17 protein-coding genes are annotated in these 18,574 nt (G+C 65.5%); 7 read left to right on the top strand and 10 right to left on the bottom strand.

Features of this window, described 5'->3' with window-relative positions; all coding sequences use genetic code 11:
- Nucleotides 1–95: 95 nt before the first annotated feature.
- From hemC to I6F17_RS14975, 3 genes are read right to left on the bottom strand one after another with little or no spacing between them, the layout of a single operon-like run.
- Nucleotides 96–1,076, bottom strand: a complete 981-nt coding sequence (gene hemC / locus I6F17_RS14985; protein ID WP_225131471.1) for a hydroxymethylbilane synthase — start codon at nucleotides 1,074–1,076, stop codon at nucleotides 96–98.
- A gap of 25 nt (nucleotides 1,077–1,101) precedes the next feature.
- Nucleotides 1,102–2,727 (bottom strand): choline dehydrogenase, encoded by a 1,626-nt coding sequence (locus tag I6F17_RS14980; RefSeq protein WP_225131473.1) that lies wholly within the window; start codon nucleotides 2,725–2,727, stop codon nucleotides 1,102–1,104.
- A gap of 53 nt (nucleotides 2,728–2,780) precedes the next feature.
- Nucleotides 2,781–3,371: a TetR/AcrR family transcriptional regulator gene (locus tag I6F17_RS14975; RefSeq protein ID WP_225131474.1), complete on the bottom strand. Its 591-nt coding sequence runs from the start codon at nucleotides 3,369–3,371 to the stop codon at nucleotides 2,781–2,783.
- 101 nt (nucleotides 3,372–3,472) lie between these two features.
- On the opposite strand from I6F17_RS14975, the gene I6F17_RS14970 reads away from it, so the two are divergent.
- A complete protein-coding gene (locus I6F17_RS14970) occupies nucleotides 3,473–3,838 on the top strand; it encodes a nuclear transport factor 2 family protein (RefSeq protein WP_225131476.1) in 366 nt (121 codons plus the stop codon).
- 11 nt (nucleotides 3,839–3,849) lie between these two features.
- On the opposite strand, the gene I6F17_RS14965 is transcribed toward I6F17_RS14970, so the two are convergent.
- Nucleotides 3,850–4,794, bottom strand: a complete 945-nt coding sequence (locus I6F17_RS14965; RefSeq protein ID WP_225131478.1) for a hypothetical protein — start codon at nucleotides 4,792–4,794, stop codon at nucleotides 3,850–3,852.
- A gap of 216 nt (nucleotides 4,795–5,010) precedes the next feature.
- Here I6F17_RS14965 and I6F17_RS14960 point away from each other — a divergent pair, with 216 nt between their 5' ends.
- The 3 genes from I6F17_RS14960 (at nucleotide 5,011) to I6F17_RS14950 (ending at nucleotide 8,690) form a co-directional block, all read left to right on the top strand.
- On the top strand, nucleotides 5,011–5,625 hold the full coding sequence (locus tag I6F17_RS14960) for a TetR/AcrR family transcriptional regulator (protein WP_225131479.1): 615 nt from the start codon (nucleotides 5,011–5,013) through the stop codon (nucleotides 5,623–5,625).
- Nucleotides 5,626–5,697: 72 nt separating this feature from the next.
- Nucleotides 5,698–6,558: an EamA family transporter gene (locus I6F17_RS14955; protein ID WP_225131480.1), complete on the top strand. Its 861-nt coding sequence runs from the start codon at nucleotides 5,698–5,700 to the stop codon at nucleotides 6,556–6,558.
- Between the two features lie 170 nt (nucleotides 6,559–6,728).
- The gene (locus I6F17_RS14950; protein ID WP_225131481.1) at nucleotides 6,729–8,690 is read left to right on the top strand and encodes an EAL domain-containing protein; all 1,962 of its coding nucleotides are present in this window, start codon (nucleotides 6,729–6,731) and stop codon (nucleotides 8,688–8,690) included.
- Nucleotides 8,691–8,855: 165 nt separating this feature from the next.
- Here the strand turns inward: I6F17_RS14950 and I6F17_RS14945 are convergent, their stop codons facing one another.
- The 4 genes from I6F17_RS14945 to pgm all read right to left on the bottom strand — a co-directional run bounded on the left by I6F17_RS14945 (nucleotide 8,856) and on the right by pgm (nucleotide 13,434).
- Nucleotides 8,856–9,836: a PDR/VanB family oxidoreductase gene (locus I6F17_RS14945; RefSeq protein WP_036035343.1), complete on the bottom strand. Its 981-nt coding sequence runs from the start codon at nucleotides 9,834–9,836 to the stop codon at nucleotides 8,856–8,858.
- 11 nt (nucleotides 9,837–9,847) lie between these two features.
- Nucleotides 9,848–10,600, bottom strand: coding sequence for a GntR family transcriptional regulator (locus tag I6F17_RS14940; protein WP_036013918.1), 753 nt, complete (start codon nucleotides 10,598–10,600; stop codon nucleotides 9,848–9,850).
- 3 nt (nucleotides 10,601–10,603) lie between these two features.
- Nucleotides 10,604–11,653 (bottom strand): aromatic ring-hydroxylating dioxygenase subunit alpha, encoded by a 1,050-nt coding sequence (locus tag I6F17_RS14935; RefSeq protein ID WP_225131482.1) that lies wholly within the window; start codon nucleotides 11,651–11,653, stop codon nucleotides 10,604–10,606.
- A gap of 134 nt (nucleotides 11,654–11,787) precedes the next feature.
- Nucleotides 11,788–13,434 carry a phosphoglucomutase (alpha-D-glucose-1,6-bisphosphate-dependent) gene (gene pgm / locus I6F17_RS14930; RefSeq protein WP_225131483.1) on the bottom strand — a complete coding sequence of 549 codons (1,647 nt, stop codon included), beginning with the start codon at nucleotides 13,432–13,434 and terminating at the stop codon, nucleotides 11,788–11,790.
- Nucleotides 13,435–13,598: 164 nt separating this feature from the next.
- Between pgm and I6F17_RS14925 the strand changes: the two genes are divergently transcribed.
- Complete coding sequence (locus I6F17_RS14925) at nucleotides 13,599–14,735, top strand: alpha/beta hydrolase (protein ID WP_225131484.1); 1,137 nt, start codon at nucleotides 13,599–13,601, stop codon at nucleotides 14,733–14,735.
- Nucleotides 14,662–15,558 (top strand): transglycosylase SLT domain-containing protein, encoded by an 897-nt coding sequence (locus tag I6F17_RS14920; protein WP_225131485.1) that lies wholly within the window; start codon nucleotides 14,662–14,664, stop codon nucleotides 15,556–15,558. Before I6F17_RS14925 ends, I6F17_RS14920 begins: the two co-directional genes overlap by 74 nt.
- A gap of 67 nt (nucleotides 15,559–15,625) precedes the next feature.
- On the opposite strand, the gene I6F17_RS14915 is transcribed toward I6F17_RS14920, so the two are convergent.
- On the bottom strand, nucleotides 15,626–16,429 hold the full coding sequence (locus I6F17_RS14915) for a response regulator transcription factor (RefSeq protein ID WP_225131486.1): 804 nt from the start codon (nucleotides 16,427–16,429) through the stop codon (nucleotides 15,626–15,628).
- Between the two features lie 247 nt (nucleotides 16,430–16,676).
- Here I6F17_RS14915 and I6F17_RS14910 point away from each other — a divergent pair, with 247 nt between their 5' ends.
- A complete protein-coding gene (locus I6F17_RS14910) occupies nucleotides 16,677–17,525 on the top strand; it encodes an MBL fold metallo-hydrolase (protein ID WP_225131488.1) in 849 nt (282 codons plus the stop codon).
- A 62-nt stretch (nucleotides 17,526–17,587) separates the two neighbouring features.
- On the opposite strand, the gene I6F17_RS14905 is transcribed toward I6F17_RS14910, so the two are convergent.
- Nucleotides 17,588–18,475: an aldose 1-epimerase family protein gene (locus I6F17_RS14905; RefSeq protein ID WP_225131490.1), complete on the bottom strand. Its 888-nt coding sequence runs from the start codon at nucleotides 18,473–18,475 to the stop codon at nucleotides 17,588–17,590.
- Nucleotides 18,476–18,574 lie beyond the last annotated feature (99 nt).

Genomic DNA, 18,574 nt, shown 5'->3' with positions numbered 1-18,574 from the left:
AAAATATTAGGCGGGCATGACTCGCCCGTGCGTTTTGACTTGTCGGGCAAAACAGGTGCAAAATGACATCATCAGAGATCGTGATTTCGGCATGCTTACCGCGGCCGGCTGCGCTCGATGATCTCCGCCGCACCTTTCGCAAGCAAATCCAATCCCACCGCGCGGCCGAGCTCGCGCGGGCGATTGGCGGGACCTGCGCGCGAGGCTTCGATGATGGTGTTGCCGGAGAGGTCGAGCACCGAGGCGGTGAGCGACATCTGATCGCCCGTGATGGTCGAGAAGCCCGCCACCGGCGAATTGCAGTGGCCGTTGAGCACCCACAGCACCTCGCGCTCGGCGTCGGCGGAGGCGTGCGCGGCGGGATCGTCGATCGACGACAGGATCTGCCGCGTCTGCCAGTCCTGCGCGGCGCATTCGACCGCGACGATGCCCTGCCCTGCCGCCGGCAGCATCTCCGCCGCGGAGAATTCGTAGGCGATGCGTTGGGACAGGCCGACGCGATCGAGGCCCGAGCGCGCCATGATCAGCGCGTCGGCCGGCCCGACTGCGCCGCCATCCGGAAGGCGCTGCCTCTCGCCATTGTCGAGTTTTCGCACCCTTGTGTCGGCGGCCCCACGGAAATGGATCACCTCCACCTCCGGGAACAACCGCCGCGCATAGGCGGCCCGGCGGACCGCGTTGGTGCCGATCTTGAAACCCTTGCCGCGGGACTGCCGTAGCGCCTCCAGCGTCACACCCTCGCGCAGCACCAGCGCATCACTGGGCGGATCGCGCGACAGCGTGGCGCCGATGACGAGGCCGGGCGTGTCCTCGTTGCCGGGCATGTCCTTCAGCGAATGCATCGCCGCCTGGAGCTCACCGGACAGCACGGCGGCGCGGATCTGAGCCACGAAGGCGCCGCCCTTGCCGCCATGCGGCAGCAGCTTGCTGGTCTGGTCAAGATCGCCGGTGGTGTCGAACTTGACGATCTCGACGTCGAGGCCGGGCACGGCTGATGTCAGGCGGCGCGCAATCTCTTCCGTCTGTGCCAGCGCCATGGCGCTCTTGCGTGTGCCGATCTTCAGTCGCGTAGCCAAGTCCAAGTCCTTTCAAAGCGCGAATTCAGCGCGCATCCTCCAATATCATGTCGGAGGCCTTTTCGGCGATCATGATGATCGGCGCATTGGTGTTCCCCGACACCAGATCGGGCATGACCGAGCCGTCGACGACGCGCAGGGCTTCGAGCCCCCTCACCTTCAGCCGCTGATCGACCACGGCGAGCGCGTCGTTGCCCATACGACAGGTCGAGGTCGGATGATAGATGGTGCTGCCGCGGTCGCGGCAATAATCCAGGATCTCGGCGTCCGTGGATACCTTCCCCCCGGGATCATACTCGTCGATCACGAACGGCTTCAGCGCCGGTGCGTTCAATATCTTGCGCAGGATCTTGATGCCTTCGACGTTGGTGGTGCGGTCGGTCTTGGTCGACATGTAGTTGATGCGGATCTCCGGCGGCACGGTCGGGTCGGCGCTCTTGATGCGCAAGGTGCCGCGGCTCTCGGGCCGGAGCTGGCACACCGAGGCGGTGAATCCGGAGAAGGCGTGCAGCTTCTCGCCCATCTTGTCGGTCGAGAACGGCAGGAAATGGACCTGGATGTCCGGCGAGGCCAGACGTGGACTGGTCTTGAAGAAGGCGCCCGCCGTGCCGGCTGCGATCGTCAGCCAGCCTTTGCGGAACAGGGCGTAACGCGCACCGGCCATGGTGCGCCGGAGCGGATGGTTGACGGTGTCGTTCAGCGTGATCTTCTGCGAGCAGCGCATGACGATGCGGACCTGCATGTGATCCTGCAGATCATGCCCCACGCCGGCAGCATCGAGCACCACCTCGATGCCATGCTTGCGCAGGAGATCGCCGGGCCCGACGCCGGAGAGCTGAAGCAGCTGCGGCGAGTTGTAGGCGCCGCTCGACACGACGACTTCCCGCCGCGCGCGGGCGCGGCGCAAGGTGGCGCCTTGCCGGTATTCGACGCCTGCGGCTCGGCGCCCTTCGAACAGGATGCGCTGAGCGTGGGCGGAGGTCTCGATCTTCAGATTGCTGCGCGCCTTCGCGGGACCGAGATAGGCCACCGACGTCGAGGCGCGCCGGCCGTTGCGCGTCGTGGTCTGAAACAGGCCGACGCCTTCTTGGGTCGCGCCGTTGAAATCAGGATTGTAGGGCAGACCGCTCTCGACGGCAGCGTCGATGAAGGCCTTCGACAGCGGATCGGTCACGATCATGTTGGACACCGGCAGCGGCCCGCCCGTGCCGTGATACTGGTCGGCGCCGCGCGACTGGTTCTCGGCCTTCTTGAAATAGGGCAGCACGTCGTCATAGCCCCAGCCGGTGTTGCCGAGCTGGCGCCAGCGGTCGTAGTCCTCGTGCTGGCCGCGGACATAGAGCAGGCCGTTGATCGAGCTCGATCCGCCCAGCGTCTTGCCGCGCGGCTGGAACACCTGGCGACCCTTCAGCTCCGGCTCCGGCTCGGTCTGGTACATCCAGTTGACGCTCTTCTCCTTGAACAGCTTGCCGTAGCCGAGCGGGACGTGGATCCAGATGTTGGAATCCTTCGGGCCGGCCTCGAGCAGCAGCACGCTGTGCTTGCCGTTGGCCGAGAGCCTGTTGGCGAGCACGCAGCCGGCGGAGCCGGCGCCGACGATGATGTAGTCGAATTCGGGATCAGTGGGTGCGAGAGAGGAAGTTGCGTTCATGCGCTACTGTTCTTCTTGTTGGCGTGGGCGTTTCCGATTCGTCACTACCACAATCATGCGGACAGACGCAGCGCTTCCACCAGCGACTTGAACGCACGGGCATATTCCGCGCCCGCCCTTGCGATGTCAGCGCGACCAGCGCAGGCGACCGCGGCTTCCGTCACCGCGCCGAGCAGGAGGCGCGCCAGCGGCTCGACCGGCTGACGCGCGATCAGGCCGACCTCCATCGCGGCGGAGAGCGCGCGCGGCATCTTGCCGCCAAAGTGCTGCGCGTCGATCTCGCGCCAGCGCTCCCAGCCGAGCACGGCGGGGCCGTCACGCAGAATGATCTGGCCGGTCGGCCCCTTCGCGGTCGCGGCAAAGTAATGCTGGGTGCCGGCGACCATGGCGGCGAGCACGTCCTTCTCGGCGCGTGCCGTGCGGTCGATCTCGGTAACGAGGTCGCGCGACACCTGGTCGAACACAGCCTCGAACACCGCCTCCTTGGTCTTGAAGTGATGATAGACCGCGCCCTTGGCGACCGAAGCGCCTTCGGCAATGTCGTCCATAGTGGTCGCGGCAAAGCCTTGCGTCCCGAACAGGCGCCGCGCCGCCGCCAGGATCGCCTCCGATGTCGCCGCCCGCCGCTCCGCCTGTTTGGCCATAAGCTCTCGTCTAGTCGAATTCGCGAGAGCCGGCCAGTTGACTTTTCGACTATCGGTCGGTAATTACCGACTATCAGTCGGTTTTAAATTGTGAGGTCGCCATGCCGAGCCGTGAGATCGTCGAAGCCTTTGCGAAGCGGCTGGAGGATGGCGACTTCGTCGGCGCGATCCTCGACTACTACACCGATGATACCGCGACCTATGAGAACCTCGCCGCGCCGGTGGTCGGGCGCGACAAGCTCGCGGATAAGGAGCGCGGCGTGCTGGCGGCGTTCAAGGAGGTCACTGCACTGCGCCTCGGCCCGAGCCTGATCGATGGCGACGTCGTCGCCAGCCGCTGGAAGTTCTCCTTCACCGACGCCGAGGGCGCGACGCGGACGCTGGAGGAGATCGCATGGCAGACCTGGCGAGGCAATGAGATCATCGAGGAGCGCTTCTTCTACGATCCGAAGCAACTCGGACGCTGAGCAGGAATGCCCTATCGGTACAGCACGACCACGGCCAAGCCGACGAGAGGCGCAAGAAACTGAACGGCCTGCCACCGAGAGCCATCGATCGACCACCGTCCGTAGAAGACGGTGCCGCCGCGTTGGGATGGCGATGCCGGTTGATCCCGAAATGTCTTCCACCGCGCCTCGGCAGGCCCGAGAAAATCTTCCGCTTTGACCGCCATGTCGGCGCTGCTCAGCACCACCTGGATCGCCTCGCCTTTCGGCTGGAACATGGCCTCGGCCCCGGGTGGCGAGAAGAAGCTGCGCTTCGGGGCGATATGCTGCTCATAGAAGTTTTGACCGACCGTGACGGCCGCAGCGTATGGACTGACATACGGCACCCCCGAGATGCCGGGAACGACCAGATGGCCCACCCCGCACACCTCCTGCCAGGGAATGAAGAGACCCTTGAGCCATGGCCTGTGAAAGTGGATGCCCGCGGAAGACATGGAGACGACCGCCCGATCCGCGTAGAAGTGCCGGTAAGCTGAAAACGCGATCCATCCGAAACCCAGATAGAGCAACATCCAGCCGAAAACGTTCAGCGATGGGGTCACGAGATGAGTCCAATAGTGACTGCGCATCGTGCCGACATAGCTGGAGCCGCCGGTCGACCCGCTGACCATCAGGCTGATCCCACCGATGAGGGCAGAGACGATGATCAGGACCAGGAGGCCGATAAATAATTCGAGAAGCAATGACAGGCCGGACCGCCCGATCAGGCTCGTCAGTGCATAGCCTGCGAACGCCAGAGCCAGCAGAGCCAGATAGACGAGGGCCAAAACGGCTCCATTCTGGCCACGGCTCTCGGCGTGAACCGCGATCGCAAGGCCGGCGACGCAAGCCCACAGGGCCCAGGGGACCCGGTCCATCCGCCATTTGTCCATCGTGTATTCGACCGTTGCCGACACATCGGCTGAAGGCTCGCTCATGGACAGGCCCTCGGAATTTCGAACGCATCCCGGTGCCGACGCGGCGCACGGTGGCCTGCCGGTCCACGAAACGTATCACGCGATCGAGGGGGCGTCTCGATCCGCTGACGAGAAGAAAACATCAGCGCAGATTCCGGTGTTGAGGTCCGGATAGGAGGCTGATGATCCCCGGAGCTTGGGCTTGTGATTTAATGACTGATCGGTCTATATATCGGCATGAGCCAAAATACTGCAACGCCGATGCCCCGTGGCCGGCCGCGAAGTTTCGACGTGGACGCCGCCGTCGAACGCGCGATGGATGTGTTCTGGTCGCGCGGCTATCACGCCACGGCGCTGCCCGATCTCCTGCGCGCGACCAGGCTGTCGCGGGGCAGCCTCTACGCCGCTTTCGGTGACAAGCATTCGCTGTTCTTGCGGGCGCTCGATCGTTACATCGCGGATGCCTTGGCGCGGATGGATGTCGAATTCGACCCCCGAAATGATCCGGTCGAGGGTCTGCAGGCCTACCTCGCCGGTTACGTCGAGCGCACCAGCGGGAGCAACGGTCGGCGTGGATGCCTCCTGGTGGCCACGGCCATGGAATTGGCTGGCGGGGATGCCGACGTCGGTCGACGCGTTGCGGGCTTCTTCAAGGCGATGGAGGCCAAAGTGATCGATGCACTGTCCCGCGCGAAAGCGGCGGGCAGGTTGGCCGATGGTGTTGAGCCCGCAACGGCCGCCCGGGTTCTCGTCTGTTTCGTTGAAGGGCTGCGCGTGGTCGGCAAGACGGCACCGGCACGGACCACATCGCAAGCGGCCGTCGACGCTCTCATCGGTCGTTTCGTCAGGTAAGCAACCCCGTGACGCCTCCGCTGATGGTGCGCCCATATTTGGACTGATCGGTCTTTAAAAAGGACATCCGCCATGTCTGCCATCCAGATCGTCTGCGCGATCGGCGTTCCCCTGATCTGGGGTTATCAGTTCGTGGCCATCAAAGTGGGCGTTGCGGAGTTTCCACCGCTCTTCTTCCTCGCACTGCGCTTTCTGGCCATTGCGCTGCTGCTTGTTCCGTTCGTGGACAGGCCCACGCGTCAACAGCTCGGCCCTGTCGCAGCCATTTCGCTCTTCCTTGGTGGACTGAATTTCGGGCTGTTCTACGTTGGCCTTGGGCTCGGCTCGGGAAGCATGTCGGCCGTCGCATACCAACTCGCCACGCCCTTCACCGTCCTGCTCGCATGGCCGCTGCTCGCGGAGAGACCGTCACTCGCCACCTGCGCCGGAGTGATGCTTGCTTTCGTCGGCGTGACCGTGTTGGCAGCGGAGCCTGACCAGTCCGCCAACCCGCTTCCGCTGCTGCTTGTAGTCGGAGCAGCTTTCGCCTTCGCGGTGTCCAACGTCTTGACGAAGCGTTATGGCCCCTTCGATCCCTTGATGTTGATGGGGTGGTCCTCGCTGCTCACGGTACCGCAGGTCATGTTGATGTCGCTGCTCCTTGAACATGGACAAGCGGCGAGCCTTGTGACGGCGGGCGAACTTGGCTGGCTGGCGCTCGCCTACACGATCTTCGCCGGGGGAATTGTCGGGTTTGGCCTCTGGTTCTGGCTGATCGCCCGTTGCTCGATGGTGCGCGTCGCGCCCTTCGGTCTGCTACTTCCGGTGTTTGCCTTGCTTTCGAGCGTACTGTTTCTCGGCGACCGGCTTACGCCCAAGCTGATCGTCGGCGGACTGCTCGCGATCTCCGGGGTCGCCATCACCCAGCTGAGACCGCGCCCCCGCCTCGTTTGATGTCCGGCCTGTCGGGCATTTGTATCGATTTGTTATCGATACTGCGTGAGAACACGCAGAAGTGGTCGCGGCCAGCGCGGCAAGCGGGGATAATTCATAGTTCGTCAAAGATTTGCGGCGAATTCTCCGGATCGGGCCGAAAAGAACGGCCCGTGCTGCTAGGCTATTGAATGCGGACTCAAACGACCAGCTATGTCGCACGGCTGTTCGCCGGCGATCTGTCGGCGTTCGGCGGTCCCGCAACGGACGAGGCCGTGGCCGGGCATATCCGCGCCGAGCAGATGTCGCTGGTGCTCGGTTATTCGGTCGGCATCATGCTGGCCAATGCCTGCAACGCCATCGTGCTCGCCGTCGCGCTGTGGCAGTCGCCGGACAGGGTGCCCGCCCTGATCTGGGCGGCGGCTGTCGCCGGCGCCGCGATCGGATTTGGCCTGCAATCCCACGTCGCGCGCCGCATCACCAAGCCGCAATTCGTCTCGCGTCGCGCGATGTACCGGCTGGTGCGCAACGCCTTCATCCTCGGCGCCGCCTGGGGCATCGTCCCGGTCGCCTTCTTCGCCGACGCTTCCAGCGGCGGCCAGCTCGTCATTACCTGCCTGTGCGCGGGCATGCTGGCCGGCGGCGCGCTCGCCTTCGCCACCATTCCGATCGCGGCGATCGCCTTCACGGCGCCGATCTTCCTCGGCATCGCCATCTGCCTCGGCCAGAATGGCGATCTCGCCTTTCTGCTCATCGCCTTTCTCGTCGTGGTCTACGGCAGCGTCCTTTTGCGCGGCGTGTTCGTCAATTCGTTCTCGTTCGCCCGGCGCGTGATGCGGCAGATCGAGGCCGAGCGCACGGTGCGGCTCGATCCCCTGACCCACCTGCCCAACCGCGTTGCCTTCAACGAAACGCTCGATGCCGCGCTCAAGCGGCTGGCGCTATCGGGCGAGGAATTCGCGGTGCTCCTGCTCGATCTCGACCGCTTCAAGGAGGTCAACGACCAGTTCGGCCATCCCGCCGGCGACGAATTCCTGGTCCAGGTCGCCAGCCGCCTGCAACGCTGCACGCGCGCCGCCGAGCACGTCGCGCGGATCGGCGGCGACGAGTTCGCGCTGGTGATGGCCAATCTGACACGGCCCGAGGATGCGCTCGAGATCGCCGAACGCTTCGTCGCGGCCTTCAGCGAGCCGTTCCAGATCGAGGGTCGCCAGATCGTCGGCGCGACCAGCGTCGGCATCGTGCTGGCGCCACGCGACGGCAACACACCGCTCGACCTCATGAAGAATGCCGACGCCGCGCTCTACCGCGCCAAGAAGGCGGGCCCGGGCACAGTCTGCTTCTTCGAACAGGCCGACGACAGGTCCTCCCGCGAGCGCAAGGCGCTGCAAGCGGACCTCGCAGGCGCGATTGCGCGCAACGAGCTGTTCCTGGTGTTCCAGCCATTCCTCGATCTCGGCACCAACCGGATCACCGGCTTCGAGACGCTATTGCGCTGGCATCATCCTTCGCGGGGGCTGGTGCCGCCGAGTGAATTCATACCAGTCGCCGAGGAGACCGGGCTGATCCACGAGATCGGAGAATGGGTCATCCGCCGCGCCTGCGCGACGCTGGCGGATTGGCCCGAAGACATCAGGGTTGCCGTGAATTTCTCGGCCGCGCAATTTCACAACACGGCCATCCTCCAGACCATCGTGCAGGCACTCGCCGAGGCCAGGATCGCCCCGCACCGGCTCGAGATCGAGATCACGGAATCGATGCTGCTGTCGAAGTACGGCTCGGCCGCGACGGTCCTGAACGCGCTGCTGGAGCTCGGCGTCACCCTCGCGCTCGACGATTTCGGCACCGGCTTCTCCTCGCTGACTTACCTCCGCAAGCTGCCGTTCAGCCGCATCAAGATCGACCAGTCCTTCATCCGCGACATGCTGGTGCAGCCGGACTGCGCGGCCATCGTGAAATCGGTGATTTCGCTTGCGCGCGATTTGCGGATCGGCGTCGTGGCGGAGGGGGTCGAGACCGCCGACCAGCTCGAATATCTCAGACAGATCAGTTGCGACGAGGTGCAGGGCTATCTGATCAGCCGGCCGGTGGCCGCGGACGGGGTGATGGCGCTGCTGGAGACGACGAAGTACCGGGCGATTTACGCGGCGTAAGCACCAGTTTGGGATGCTCACGCTTCGACAGCGTCATGGCCGGGCATAGCCGTCCGAAGGACGGCGTCGCTTCCGCTCGCCTATGTCCCGGCCATCCACGCCTAACCTCACGCGGAAGAACGTGGATTCCCGGGACAAACCCGGGCACGATGACCTTTCCCAGTGTCAAACCGCATCCGCGCGCAGCAGCGTATCCACGGTGATGGTGCCCCGCGCGCGGGAGACGCAGGCGCAGATCTTCTGGTTGCTCTGTTTCTGATGGTCGCTGAAGAAGACGTCGCGATGGTCGATCTCACCGTCGACATCGACCACGTCGATGGCGCAGAGGCCGCATTCGCCGCGCTTGCAATCGGATATCACCTCAAAGCCGCTGGCATTGAGCACGTCGAGCATCGAGCGCTCGCGCGGGATCTCGAGCTCGACACCGGAGTCCTTGAGGCGCACCGTGAACGTTTCGGTCGGCAGCGTGCCGCTGGAGCCGAAGGTCTCGTAGCGGAGATCGGGGAGCGGATGGCCGGCGCCGATCCAGGCATGGCGTGCGGCGTCGAGCATGCGCATCGGGCCGCAGAACAGCGTCAGCGTGCCCCGCGGCAATGAGGCGAACAGCGCGTCGAGATCGAGCCGGCTGCCTTCCTCGCTGGCATGAACGACGAGGCGGTCACCAAGCATCGTGGCGAGGTCGTCGAGATAGGCGGCCTCGCGGCGCGAGCGTACGGCATAATGCAGCGTGACATCCGCCCCGCGCCGCGCCAGCGCCTGTGCGGCGCCGAGGATCGGGGTGATGCCGATGCCGCCGGCAATCAGGCAGTAGTTCTCGCGGGTCCAATCGACCGCGAGCAGCGAGGCGGGCTGGGTGATGTCGAGCCGCGCGCCCGGCTGCAAGGACCACATGTAGCGGGAGCCGCCACGGGAATCCTCAGCGCGGCGCACAGCAATTCGGAGGCCGTGCGACGAGGCCTCGCCAACCAGCGAATAGGACCGCGTCTCCGGCAGGCCGTCGATGGTGACGCTGACATTGATGTGGCTGCCGACCGGATAGGCCGCGGCCTCGAACTGATCCGGCTTGATCAGGAATTCGCGGACGTTCGGGGTGAGATCGCGGGTGGCGACGAGCGTTGCCGGGGTCCAGGTCTCGATGAAGCGCATGGTGACTGCCCTCAATCGGTTGCGGTCTTGATCAGCGCGAGCGCCGGCAAGAGGTCGAGATGGGTGCGGTTGCGCAGCGCGAGCCGCAGGTTTCGCACCGCGAGCCGGGCATGCTCGCGCATGACGGCCTCGGCGCGCGCGCCTTCGCGGTTCTCGATGGCGTCGATCACGACGCGATGGTGCTCCTGGGCGATGATCAGGATCTGCTGTGCCTCCGGCAACGCCGATTGCGCCATCACGAAGCCGCTCGGCGAGGCAAACGGCAGCGCCGAGGCGCGGTCGATCTGCCGGATCAGCGGCGGGCTGCGCGACAGTTCCGTGAGCTGGGCGTGGAAGCGCGCATTCAGCGCGACGTAGGACGAGAAAGCATCGACCGAGATCGGGACCTGCCGCAGCAGCTCGTCGATCGCAGCAAGGCACTCCTTCAGCGGCTCGAGCTCGCGCGCAGAGACGCCGCGCTCGGCGGCAAAGCGCGCCGCCAGGCCTTCCAGCGTGCCGCGCAGCTCGATGGAATCGGAGATGTCGCGCTCCGAAAACGCCTTCACCATGAAGCCGCCGGAGGGGATCGCCTCCAACAGCCCCTCCTCCTCCAGCCGCACCAGCGCCATGCGTACCGGCGTGCGCGAGGCGCCTGTGGTCTCCACCGCCTGCAGCTCGGAGATGCGCTCGCCCGGCCGCAAGGCGCCCGAGAGGATCTGGTCGCGCAGCGCGAGCTGCGCCTTCACGGTCTGCGAGATGGAGCGGTCGACCTCACGCTCGGCCATGTTCTACTCCGCGGCTTGAAGGTGCTTTGGGGCGTTTTCCTTCGCCACCATCCGATCGATCAGCTTGCGCGACCACATCGCGCCGGCGTCGATGTTGAGGTTGTAGAAGATACGATCGGGGTTTTCGTCCATCGCGCGCTGCTGCGCTTCCAGGATCAGCTCGTCCTCGCGGAAGATGCCGGAGACGCCCTCGCGGATCTCGGTGGTGAGGCGCTGCTCGCCGAGACGGTAATTGCGGACGAAGGACCAGAAGTAATGACAGGTCTTCTCGGTCTCCGGCGTGATGGTGTTGAGCACGAAGCCGTTGACGCCCTGCGAGCGGTCGCCTTCCGGCGCACCGGTGCCCGTCGGCGCGACGCCGACGTCGATCGCGATGGTGCACGGCGCCTCGAAGCGGATGATCTGCCAGCGGTCGACGAGGCCGGGCTTGCCGAGCTGCTTGGCCCAGAACGGCGGCGGCTCGATGCCCCGCATCCAGCGCGTCACCGTTACCGTCTTCTCGCCATGGGTGACGTCGAACGGCGCCTCGGCGACGGCGTCATTGCCGATGGAGGAGCCGTGCACGAAGGTCTCGTGGGTGAGATCCATGAGATTGTCGAGCACGAGACGGTAGTCGCAATTGACGTGGATGGTCTTGCCGTCGCCGGCCCAGGCCGGGTCGTGATTCCAGTGCATGTCAGGGACGAGCGCGGGATCGGCGAGCGCGGGATCGCCCATCCAGAGCCAGACGTAGCGGTGACGCTCGACCACGGGATAGGCGCGCACGCAGGCCGAGGGGTTGATGGTCTCCTGCGAGGGCATGAAGGTGCAGCGCCCCTGCGCGTTGTACTTCAGACCGTGATAGCCGCAGACGACGGTGTCGCCTTCGAGCCGGCCCTTGGACAGCGGCACCAGGCGATGCCAGCAGGCGTCCTCCAGCGCGGTCACCGTGCCGTCGGCCTTGCGATACATCACGACATGCTTGCCGCAGATGGTCCGCGGCAACAGCGCCGCCTTGACGTCGGCGTCCCACGCCGCGGCGTACCAGGCGTTCATGGGGAAGGGTTTTGTCATGTCTCACTCCCACGGCTTATGAATACGTTATGTATACAATAGAGAAGGAGTGGAATTGTTCAAGGTCTAAAACACCCTACTAAAATACCATTATCGATCCAGCTGTATACAGGCTGGTGGGACGATCGCGTACCTTACGCCGCGAACACCTTCGCCAACCCCGCCTGCGCCTCTTCCTGAATTCGTTTCAGGTGCTCGGGGCTGCGGAAGCTTTCGGCGTAGATCTTGTAGACGTCCTCGGTGCCGGACGGCCGCGCGGCGAACCAGCCGAAATCGGTCTCGACCTTGATGCCGCCGAAGGGCTGGCCGTTGCCGGGCGCCTTGCTCAGCGTCGCACGAACCGGATCGCCAGCGAGGTCCTTGAGGCCGAGCTGCTCTGGCGTGAGGGACTTCAGGATGCTCTTCTGCGGCCCGGTGGCGGCAACGTCGATGCGCGCGTAATGCGGCATGCCGAATTCGGCGGTAAGATCATTGAAGATCTGGCTGGGATCGCGGCCGGTCTTGGCCATGATCTCGGCAGCGAGCAGGCCGAGGATGACGCCGTCCTTGTCGGTGGTCCACACCGCGCCGTCGCGGCGCAGGAACGAGGCCCCTGCACTCTCCTCGCCGCCGAAGCCGAAGCCGCCGGTGACGAGGCCGTCGACGAACCATTTGAAGCCGACCGGCGTCTCCACCAGCTTGCGGCCGAGCTTTTTGGCGACGCGGTCGATGATCGAGCTCGACACCACGGTCTTGCCGATCGCGGCATCCCTGCCCCAATCCGGACGGTGCGCGAACAGGTAGGAGATCGCGGTCGCCAGGTAATGGTTCGGATTCATCAACCCGCCGGTGCGCGTGACGATGCCGTGGCGGTCGGCGTCGGTGTCGTTTGCAAAGGCGACGTCGAAGCGGTCGCGCATGCCGATCAGGCTCGCCATCGCGTAAGGCGAGGAGCAGTCCATGCGGATCTTGCCGTCCCAGTCCACCGTCATAAAACGGAAGGTCGGGTCGATCGCCTCGTTCACGACTGTGGCGTTGAGGCCATAGCGCTCGATGATCGGATGCCAGTAATGCACGGCGGCGCCGCCGAGCGGATCGATGCCGATCTTGACGCCGGCGGATTTGACGAGGTCGAGATCGACGACATTGCCGAGATCGGCGACGTAAGGCGTGACGAAGTCGTAGGCGTGGACATTCGCGGCCTTGCGCGCCTTGGCATAGTCGATGCGCTTCACATCCTCGAGCTCGCCGGCGAGATAGGCGTTGGCGCACTTCTCGACGGCAGCGGTCACGTCCGTATCGGCCGGGCCGCCATGAGGCGGATTGTATTTGTAGCCGCCGTCCTCGGGGGGATTGTGTGACGGCGTGATGACGACGCCGTCAGCAAGACCAGAGGTGCGGCCCTTGTTATAGGTGAGGATCGCATGCGAGATGACGGGCGTCGGCGTGTAGCCGCCATCCTTGTCGATCATGACCTCGACGCCGTTGGCTGCGAACACCTCGACGGCGCTTGTAAGCGCCGGCTCGGCCAGCGCATGGGTATCGATGCCGATGAAGAGCGGGCCGGTCAGGCCCTTCTCTTTCCGGTAATCACAGATCGCCTGCGTGGTCGCGAGGATGTGGCCTTCGTTGAAGGTGTTCTTGAACGAGGTGCCGCGATGGCCCGACGTGCCGAACGCCACGCGCTGTGCCGGATCGGACGCATCCGGCTTGCCGGCGAAATAGGCCGTCACCAGCCGCGGAATATTGGTGAGCGCGTCCGGCGAGGCCTGCTTGCCCGCCGCGGGATGAACATCAGCCACTGGAATACCCTCGTCCTGTCGTGAGTGCGGGACACCATAGCATCGGCCAAGCCCCCGCCAAGGGCACAACACGCGCGACGGGGAAGGCGTTCCTTGGAGGCGCTGCAGTCCCCATGAGCGGCCTTCGTGCTATGCTCGGCAGCACCGCCCTTTCGAATCGTCTCATGATCCCTTCGCGCAAGCTGCTCGTGCTGATCGCCGGCCTCATCCTGGCCGGTGCACCGGCGCGCGCCGCGGAGTTCTACACCGAGGACCTGCGCATCCCGATGGCGGAGGCCGGACCGCAGGGGCTGGAGGCCTTTCTGGTCCGACCAGTCGGGACCAAGCGCTATCCGCTGGCGCTGCTCAGCCATGGCTCGCCGCGCAAGTTCGAGGACCGCGCGACCATGTCGGCGCACAAATATTATGGCATCGCGCTGGAATACGCCCGGCGCGGCTTTGCGGCGCTGGTGGTGATGCGGCGCGGCTACGGCACCTCGCCGGGCGGGCGCGTCGACAGCGTCGGCGGTTGCGCAAAGGCCGCGTACCTGCCGGCTGCCGCCGTCGCGGTTGCCGATCTGCGCGCCGCGATCGATGCGATGGCGCACCGGGCCGACGTGACGACATCGGGCATGATCGCGGCCGGCCATTCCGCAGGCGGCCTTGCAACGGTGGCGCTGAGCGCACAGGCGCCGGCGGGCCTCGTCGCCGCGATCAATTTTGCCGGCGGGCGCGGCTCGCGCAACGACGACGAAGTCTGCAATCCGGATGGGCTGGTGCAGGCCTTCGCCACCTTCGGCAAGACCTCGCGCGTGCCCATGCTGTGGGTCTATGCCAGCAACGATTCCTATTTCGGTCCCGACCTCGCGCGCCGGCTCCATGACGGGTTTCGCGGCGGCGGCGGCAATGCGAGGTTCGTGGCGGCACCGGCTTACGGCGAAGACGGGCATTATCTCTATTCGGTCGCGGGCCGGCCGCAATGGACACCGTATCTCGACGCCTTCCTGCGCGAGCGCGGGCTCGGCCATGACCTCCTGAGCCTGCCCGATCCGCTGCCGCCGCCACGCCAGCTCAACGAGGCCGCGCGGGCCGAGTTCGCGCGCTACCTCGCCAGCATGCTGCCGCACAAGGCCTTTGCGGTGTCGCCGAACGGCGGCTACGGCTGGCGCGCCGGACGTGCGACGACCGAGGAGGCCCGGCGCGACTCGCTGGCAGCCTGCATGAAATGGTCGCCCAGCTGCACGCTCTATGCGGTCGATGACCAGCTGGAGGAGCCGTCGCAGGCCAGATCCACCGACCAGAGCGCCCGCGCGCGACCGTGACGCACACACGCCTGAGGCCGGTTTGTTAACTCCGGCGCTCTATGACAAGCCCATGCTGCGGGATTGGGTACGCTTCATTCTCGGCGCGACGTGGAGGCACGTCGCGGTCGTCCTGCTCGTGTCGGCTCCGATCGGCGCACATGCGGCCGACGGCAGCAGCGAGCTCGGCGCCGGCGAAACGCCGTCGTCGCGGGCCACGATCCGGAAGATCATCGAGCGGGAAACCAAGAGCACCAATCTGCCGGCCGATATCGCCGAGGCGGTCGTCTTCGTCGAAAGCGGCTACAACCCGGCGGTCATCGGCAGCGCGGGCGAAATCGGCCTGATGCAGGTGCGCCCCGAGACGGCGACGATGCTGGGCTTCCGCGGCAGCAACGCGGAGCTGGCCGAACCCGACGTCAACATCCATTATGGGGTGCTCTATCTCAGTCAGGCCTGGCGGCTTTCGGGCGGGGACCTCTGCCGCGCCCTGATGAAATACCGGGCGGGTCATGGCGAAGAGGAGATGACCGCGCGGTCGCAGGTCTATTGCAACCGGGCCCGCAACCGGCTTGTCGCGATGAGCGCGATGCCGGGAGAACGCGAAGCTGCGGCTGCTCCGGATCCGGCGCCCGCGGTTGCAGCTGCCGCTGCGGTTGCGGCTGCGGCGCCCGTGAAACCGGCGAGCCGCCCGAAAATGCCAGTGCAGCCCAAGGCGGTCTATGCCCGCTATCGTCAAGGCACCGCGGCCGCCAGCCGCGCCTATTGGGCGGCCCACGAGGCCAGGGTCGGCCAGATCAAGGAGCGCATCGAAGCACGTTGGAAGCGCGTCGCGTCGCGCTGACGGCGATGTCCTATTGTCTGAGCATGATCTTGGCGGAAAATCGCTGCACGCTTTTCCGGAGCATGCGCTACAGCCGCTCGCTGAGCGCGAGCTTGTAGCCGACGCCGGTGACGGTCGCGATCACGGGCGTGCCGCTGCCGACCAGCTTGCGGCGCAGCCGCGCCACCAGTGCATCGACGGTGCGGATGTCGACCTCGGCCTGGCGGTTGCTGACGACCTCGATCAGATAGTCGCGGCTGAGCGGCCTGCCGTCGGCGCCGACGAGCGCCGCCAGCAGGTCGAATTCGGCGCGCGTCAGCGCCACCGGCTTGCCGTCGTTGCCGAGCAATTCGCGCCGGGTCAGGTCGATGATCCAGTCGCCGAACGCGATCGAATTGTGGTTGCGCGCCGCCTTGCGGTCGATCGAGCGACGCCGCAGCACGCTGCGCGCACGCGCGAGCAGATCGCGCAGGTTGATCGGCTTGGTGACGTAATGGTCGCCGGCGACCTCGAGGCCGAGGATGCGGTCGACGTCGGTGTCGCGCCGCGTCACGAAGATGATGCCCGCGTTGCTGGTGGCCTGGATCTCCTTGGCGAGCTCGAAGCCGTCGCCGTCGGGCAGTTGCACGTCGAGGAAGACGAGATCGGTGCGCGCGCGCAGCGCCTGACGGCACTCCGTGCAGGTGCCGGCGCCGACCACGTCGAAATTGTTGTCGCTGAAATAGTCGACCAGCATGGTCCGCGTCACCGGATCGTCCTCGACGACGATCAGCCGCTCGCGGCCGGCCGGACGAGCGGAAGCTACCGCCGTCCTGGCGGTCCCATGTGCCTGCGTCCCGACCTGCAGATTCAAGTCGCCGCGCAACGCGCCGTCATGTGAACGGACATTCACAGCCTGTTCGAGGCCCCGAAATTGCCTGCCGCGATACTAGGCGCGTTGTGATGCGCAAACAATATTGGTCATGCTCTTGGCACATTAAGTATGAATTGGCCCACAATTCTCATTCCGCGCACCGTCGCGCCGGCAGTCTCCCGATTTTCGAAAAAGCAGATCGTACTTCGAGCGGCCGCCTGCGGCTTGCTCCCCTGTGAGCTTCGCATCTACTGTGCCTCCAAAAGCCTGCACTCGGAGGTGGCGCATGGAGGTCATACTGCTCGGCACCGGCGGCCCGCGCCCGGACCCGCGCCGCATGGCGACGACCACGCTGATCAGGCTTGGCGAGGAGAACATCCTGTTCGACGCCGGCCGTGGCGTCATGGTGCAGCTTCACAAGGCCGGCGTGCCGCTCGGCACCATCAACACGGTCTTCCTCACCCATCATCATTTCGACCACATCGGTGATCTCTACGATGTGATGGTGAATTCGTGGATGCACGGGCGCAAGGACGAGTTGCGCGTCTACGGCCCGCCGGACACCGAACGCCTCGTCAACACGCTCATCACGCAGGTCTACGACAAGGACATCGCCTGGCGCGACCAGGGCGAGCCGACCTTCGGCGGCTGGAAGCCTGTCGCCGCAACGGACATCGTGCCGGGTCCCGTTCTCGATACTGGGCGCTGGAGGATCAGCGCCGAACTGGTCTCGCATGGCGACGGCCTCGACATGCCCCCGGCCTTTCTGGCGCGCTGGATGTGTCTCGGCTATCGCTTCGAAGCGGAAGGCAAGGTCATTGCTATGTCCGGCGACACCGTCCCCTGCCCCGGGCTCGAGCGGCTGGCCGAGGGAGCCGACCTGCTGGTGCAGTGCTGCTTCCTCGCCACGCCGGAGATCAACAACGAGCATTTGCGCCGGCTTGCGAAATACACGATCGCCTGTGGCGACACCGTCGGGAAGATCGCGGCCAGAGCCGGCGTCAAGAAGCTCGCGCTGACCCATCACCGTCTGCGCATCGACGATACCATGCTGAACGCATTGCTTGATGACGTCAGGCAGGACTATGCAGGACCGGTCGTGCTCGGCGAGGATCTCACGCGCATCAAGGTCTGAGGACGATCGAAGATCGAAGCACGCGCGCCGCAACAAATCATGCGTGCGGAAGCCGTTCGGCGTCAGGACGATCCGACCTCGATCCGGTAGGATAGCTCTTCCTCAGCGCCCGGCGCGATGTGCATCAGTCCCGGCTTGTCGGTGAACTCGCCATGAAAGCCGGCGGGACTTGCATAGCCGCGCCAGGGCTCGATGCAGAGGAACGGCGCGCCTGACGGTTTCGACCAGACGCCGAGCTCGCGAAATCCGCGCCAGGACATTTTCAGCCATGGCCCGGACGATGCACCGCCCGCCGCGGCATAGCGGACCGAAGTGCTCTCGATGCGGTCGAAGATGATGGCGTCGTCGACGAACAGGGAGTCCGACAAGGGAAGCGAGGTGCCTTTGACCGGGCTCGGCTCCGCTGCCGGCCGCAGCAATCCACCTTCGAGACGGCGGACCGGAGACGGCTCGGCGCTCGCGAAAGTCAGCGCATGGCTCTCCTTCGCCGCGCCTGGCTGCAGCGGCCAATTGAAGGCGGGATGACCGCCGAGCGAGGCCGGCAACGTCTCCTTGCCGGTGTTGGCGATCGTGAGCGTCAGATCGAGGCCGAACTCATCGATCGCATAGGCCGCCGTCAGCCGGAACGGGAACGGATAGAGCGCGCGCGTCGTCTCATTATCGTCGAGCACCAGGGTGCAGCGGCTCTCGCCGCGTTCTGCCCACACGAAGCGGCTGTCGCGGGCGAAGCCGTGCTGCGTCATCCGATACGTCTTGCCCTGATGCCGCAATTCGTCGTTGGCAAGGCGCCCGACGATCGGAAACAGCAGCGGCGCGTGACGCGGCCATTCCGGCCCCGCCTGCCAAAGGAATTCGGTGCCGCCGCCCTTCAGCGAGCAGAGCTCGGCGCCGTGCGCCTTGACGGTCGCGGTGAGCGAGCCGCAGCGGAAGGAGTGGGTGTCATCGGTCATGGCCGACCTCTACACCCCGGCCTGGCAAGCAGCAAGGCGACGCCGGGCCATGCAGGCGGCGCCTCCAAGCCATGCCGGGCTGCGTCATATTTCTGTACC

The organism is Bradyrhizobium sp. NBAIM18 (assembly GCF_020193825.1).
Taxonomy (GTDB): domain Bacteria; phylum Pseudomonadota; class Alphaproteobacteria; order Rhizobiales; family Xanthobacteraceae; genus Bradyrhizobium; species Bradyrhizobium yuanmingense.
Note: the sequence above shows the minus strand (reverse complement) of the source record. Positions and strands in the feature narration are given on the sequence as shown.

What these genes read in the sequence shown, in the direction of transcription:
- I6F17_RS14960 (WP_225131479.1), top strand. Translation starts at nt 5,011, where the DNA reads ATGAGCCAAAATACTGCAACGCCGATGCCCCGTGGCCGGCCGCGAAGT.
- I6F17_RS14925 (WP_225131484.1), top strand. Translation starts at nt 13,599, where the DNA reads ATGATCCCTTCGCGCAAGCTGCTCGTGCTGATCGCCGGCCTCATCCTG.
- I6F17_RS14980 (WP_225131473.1), bottom strand. Translation starts at nt 2,727, where the DNA reads ATGAACGCAACTTCCTCTCTCGCACCCACTGATCCCGAATTCGACTAC.
- I6F17_RS14970 (WP_225131476.1), top strand. Translation starts at nt 3,473, where the DNA reads ATGCCGAGCCGTGAGATCGTCGAAGCCTTTGCGAAGCGGCTGGAGGAT.
- I6F17_RS14975 (WP_225131474.1), bottom strand. Translation starts at nt 3,371, where the DNA reads ATGGCCAAACAGGCGGAGCGGCGGGCGGCGACATCGGAGGCGATCCTG.
- I6F17_RS14910 (WP_225131488.1), top strand. Translation starts at nt 16,677, where the DNA reads ATGGAGGTCATACTGCTCGGCACCGGCGGCCCGCGCCCGGACCCGCGC.
- I6F17_RS14945 (WP_036035343.1), bottom strand. Translation starts at nt 9,836, where the DNA reads ATGCGCTTCATCGAGACCTGGACCCCGGCAACGCTCGTCGCCACCCGC.
- I6F17_RS14950 (WP_225131481.1), top strand. Translation starts at nt 6,729, where the DNA reads ATGCGGACTCAAACGACCAGCTATGTCGCACGGCTGTTCGCCGGCGAT.
- I6F17_RS14940 (WP_036013918.1), bottom strand. Translation starts at nt 10,600, where the DNA reads ATGGCCGAGCGTGAGGTCGACCGCTCCATCTCGCAGACCGTGAAGGCG.
- I6F17_RS14965 (WP_225131478.1), bottom strand. Translation starts at nt 4,794, where the DNA reads ATGAGCGAGCCTTCAGCCGATGTGTCGGCAACGGTCGAATACACGATG.
- I6F17_RS14955 (WP_225131480.1), top strand. Translation starts at nt 5,698, where the DNA reads ATGTCTGCCATCCAGATCGTCTGCGCGATCGGCGTTCCCCTGATCTGG.
- I6F17_RS14905 (WP_225131490.1), bottom strand. Translation starts at nt 18,475, where the DNA reads ATGACCGATGACACCCACTCCTTCCGCTGCGGCTCGCTCACCGCGACC.
- I6F17_RS14920 (WP_225131485.1), top strand. Translation starts at nt 14,662, where the DNA reads ATGCGGTCGATGACCAGCTGGAGGAGCCGTCGCAGGCCAGATCCACCG.
- I6F17_RS14935 (WP_225131482.1), bottom strand. Translation starts at nt 11,653, where the DNA reads ATGACAAAACCCTTCCCCATGAACGCCTGGTACGCCGCGGCGTGGGAC.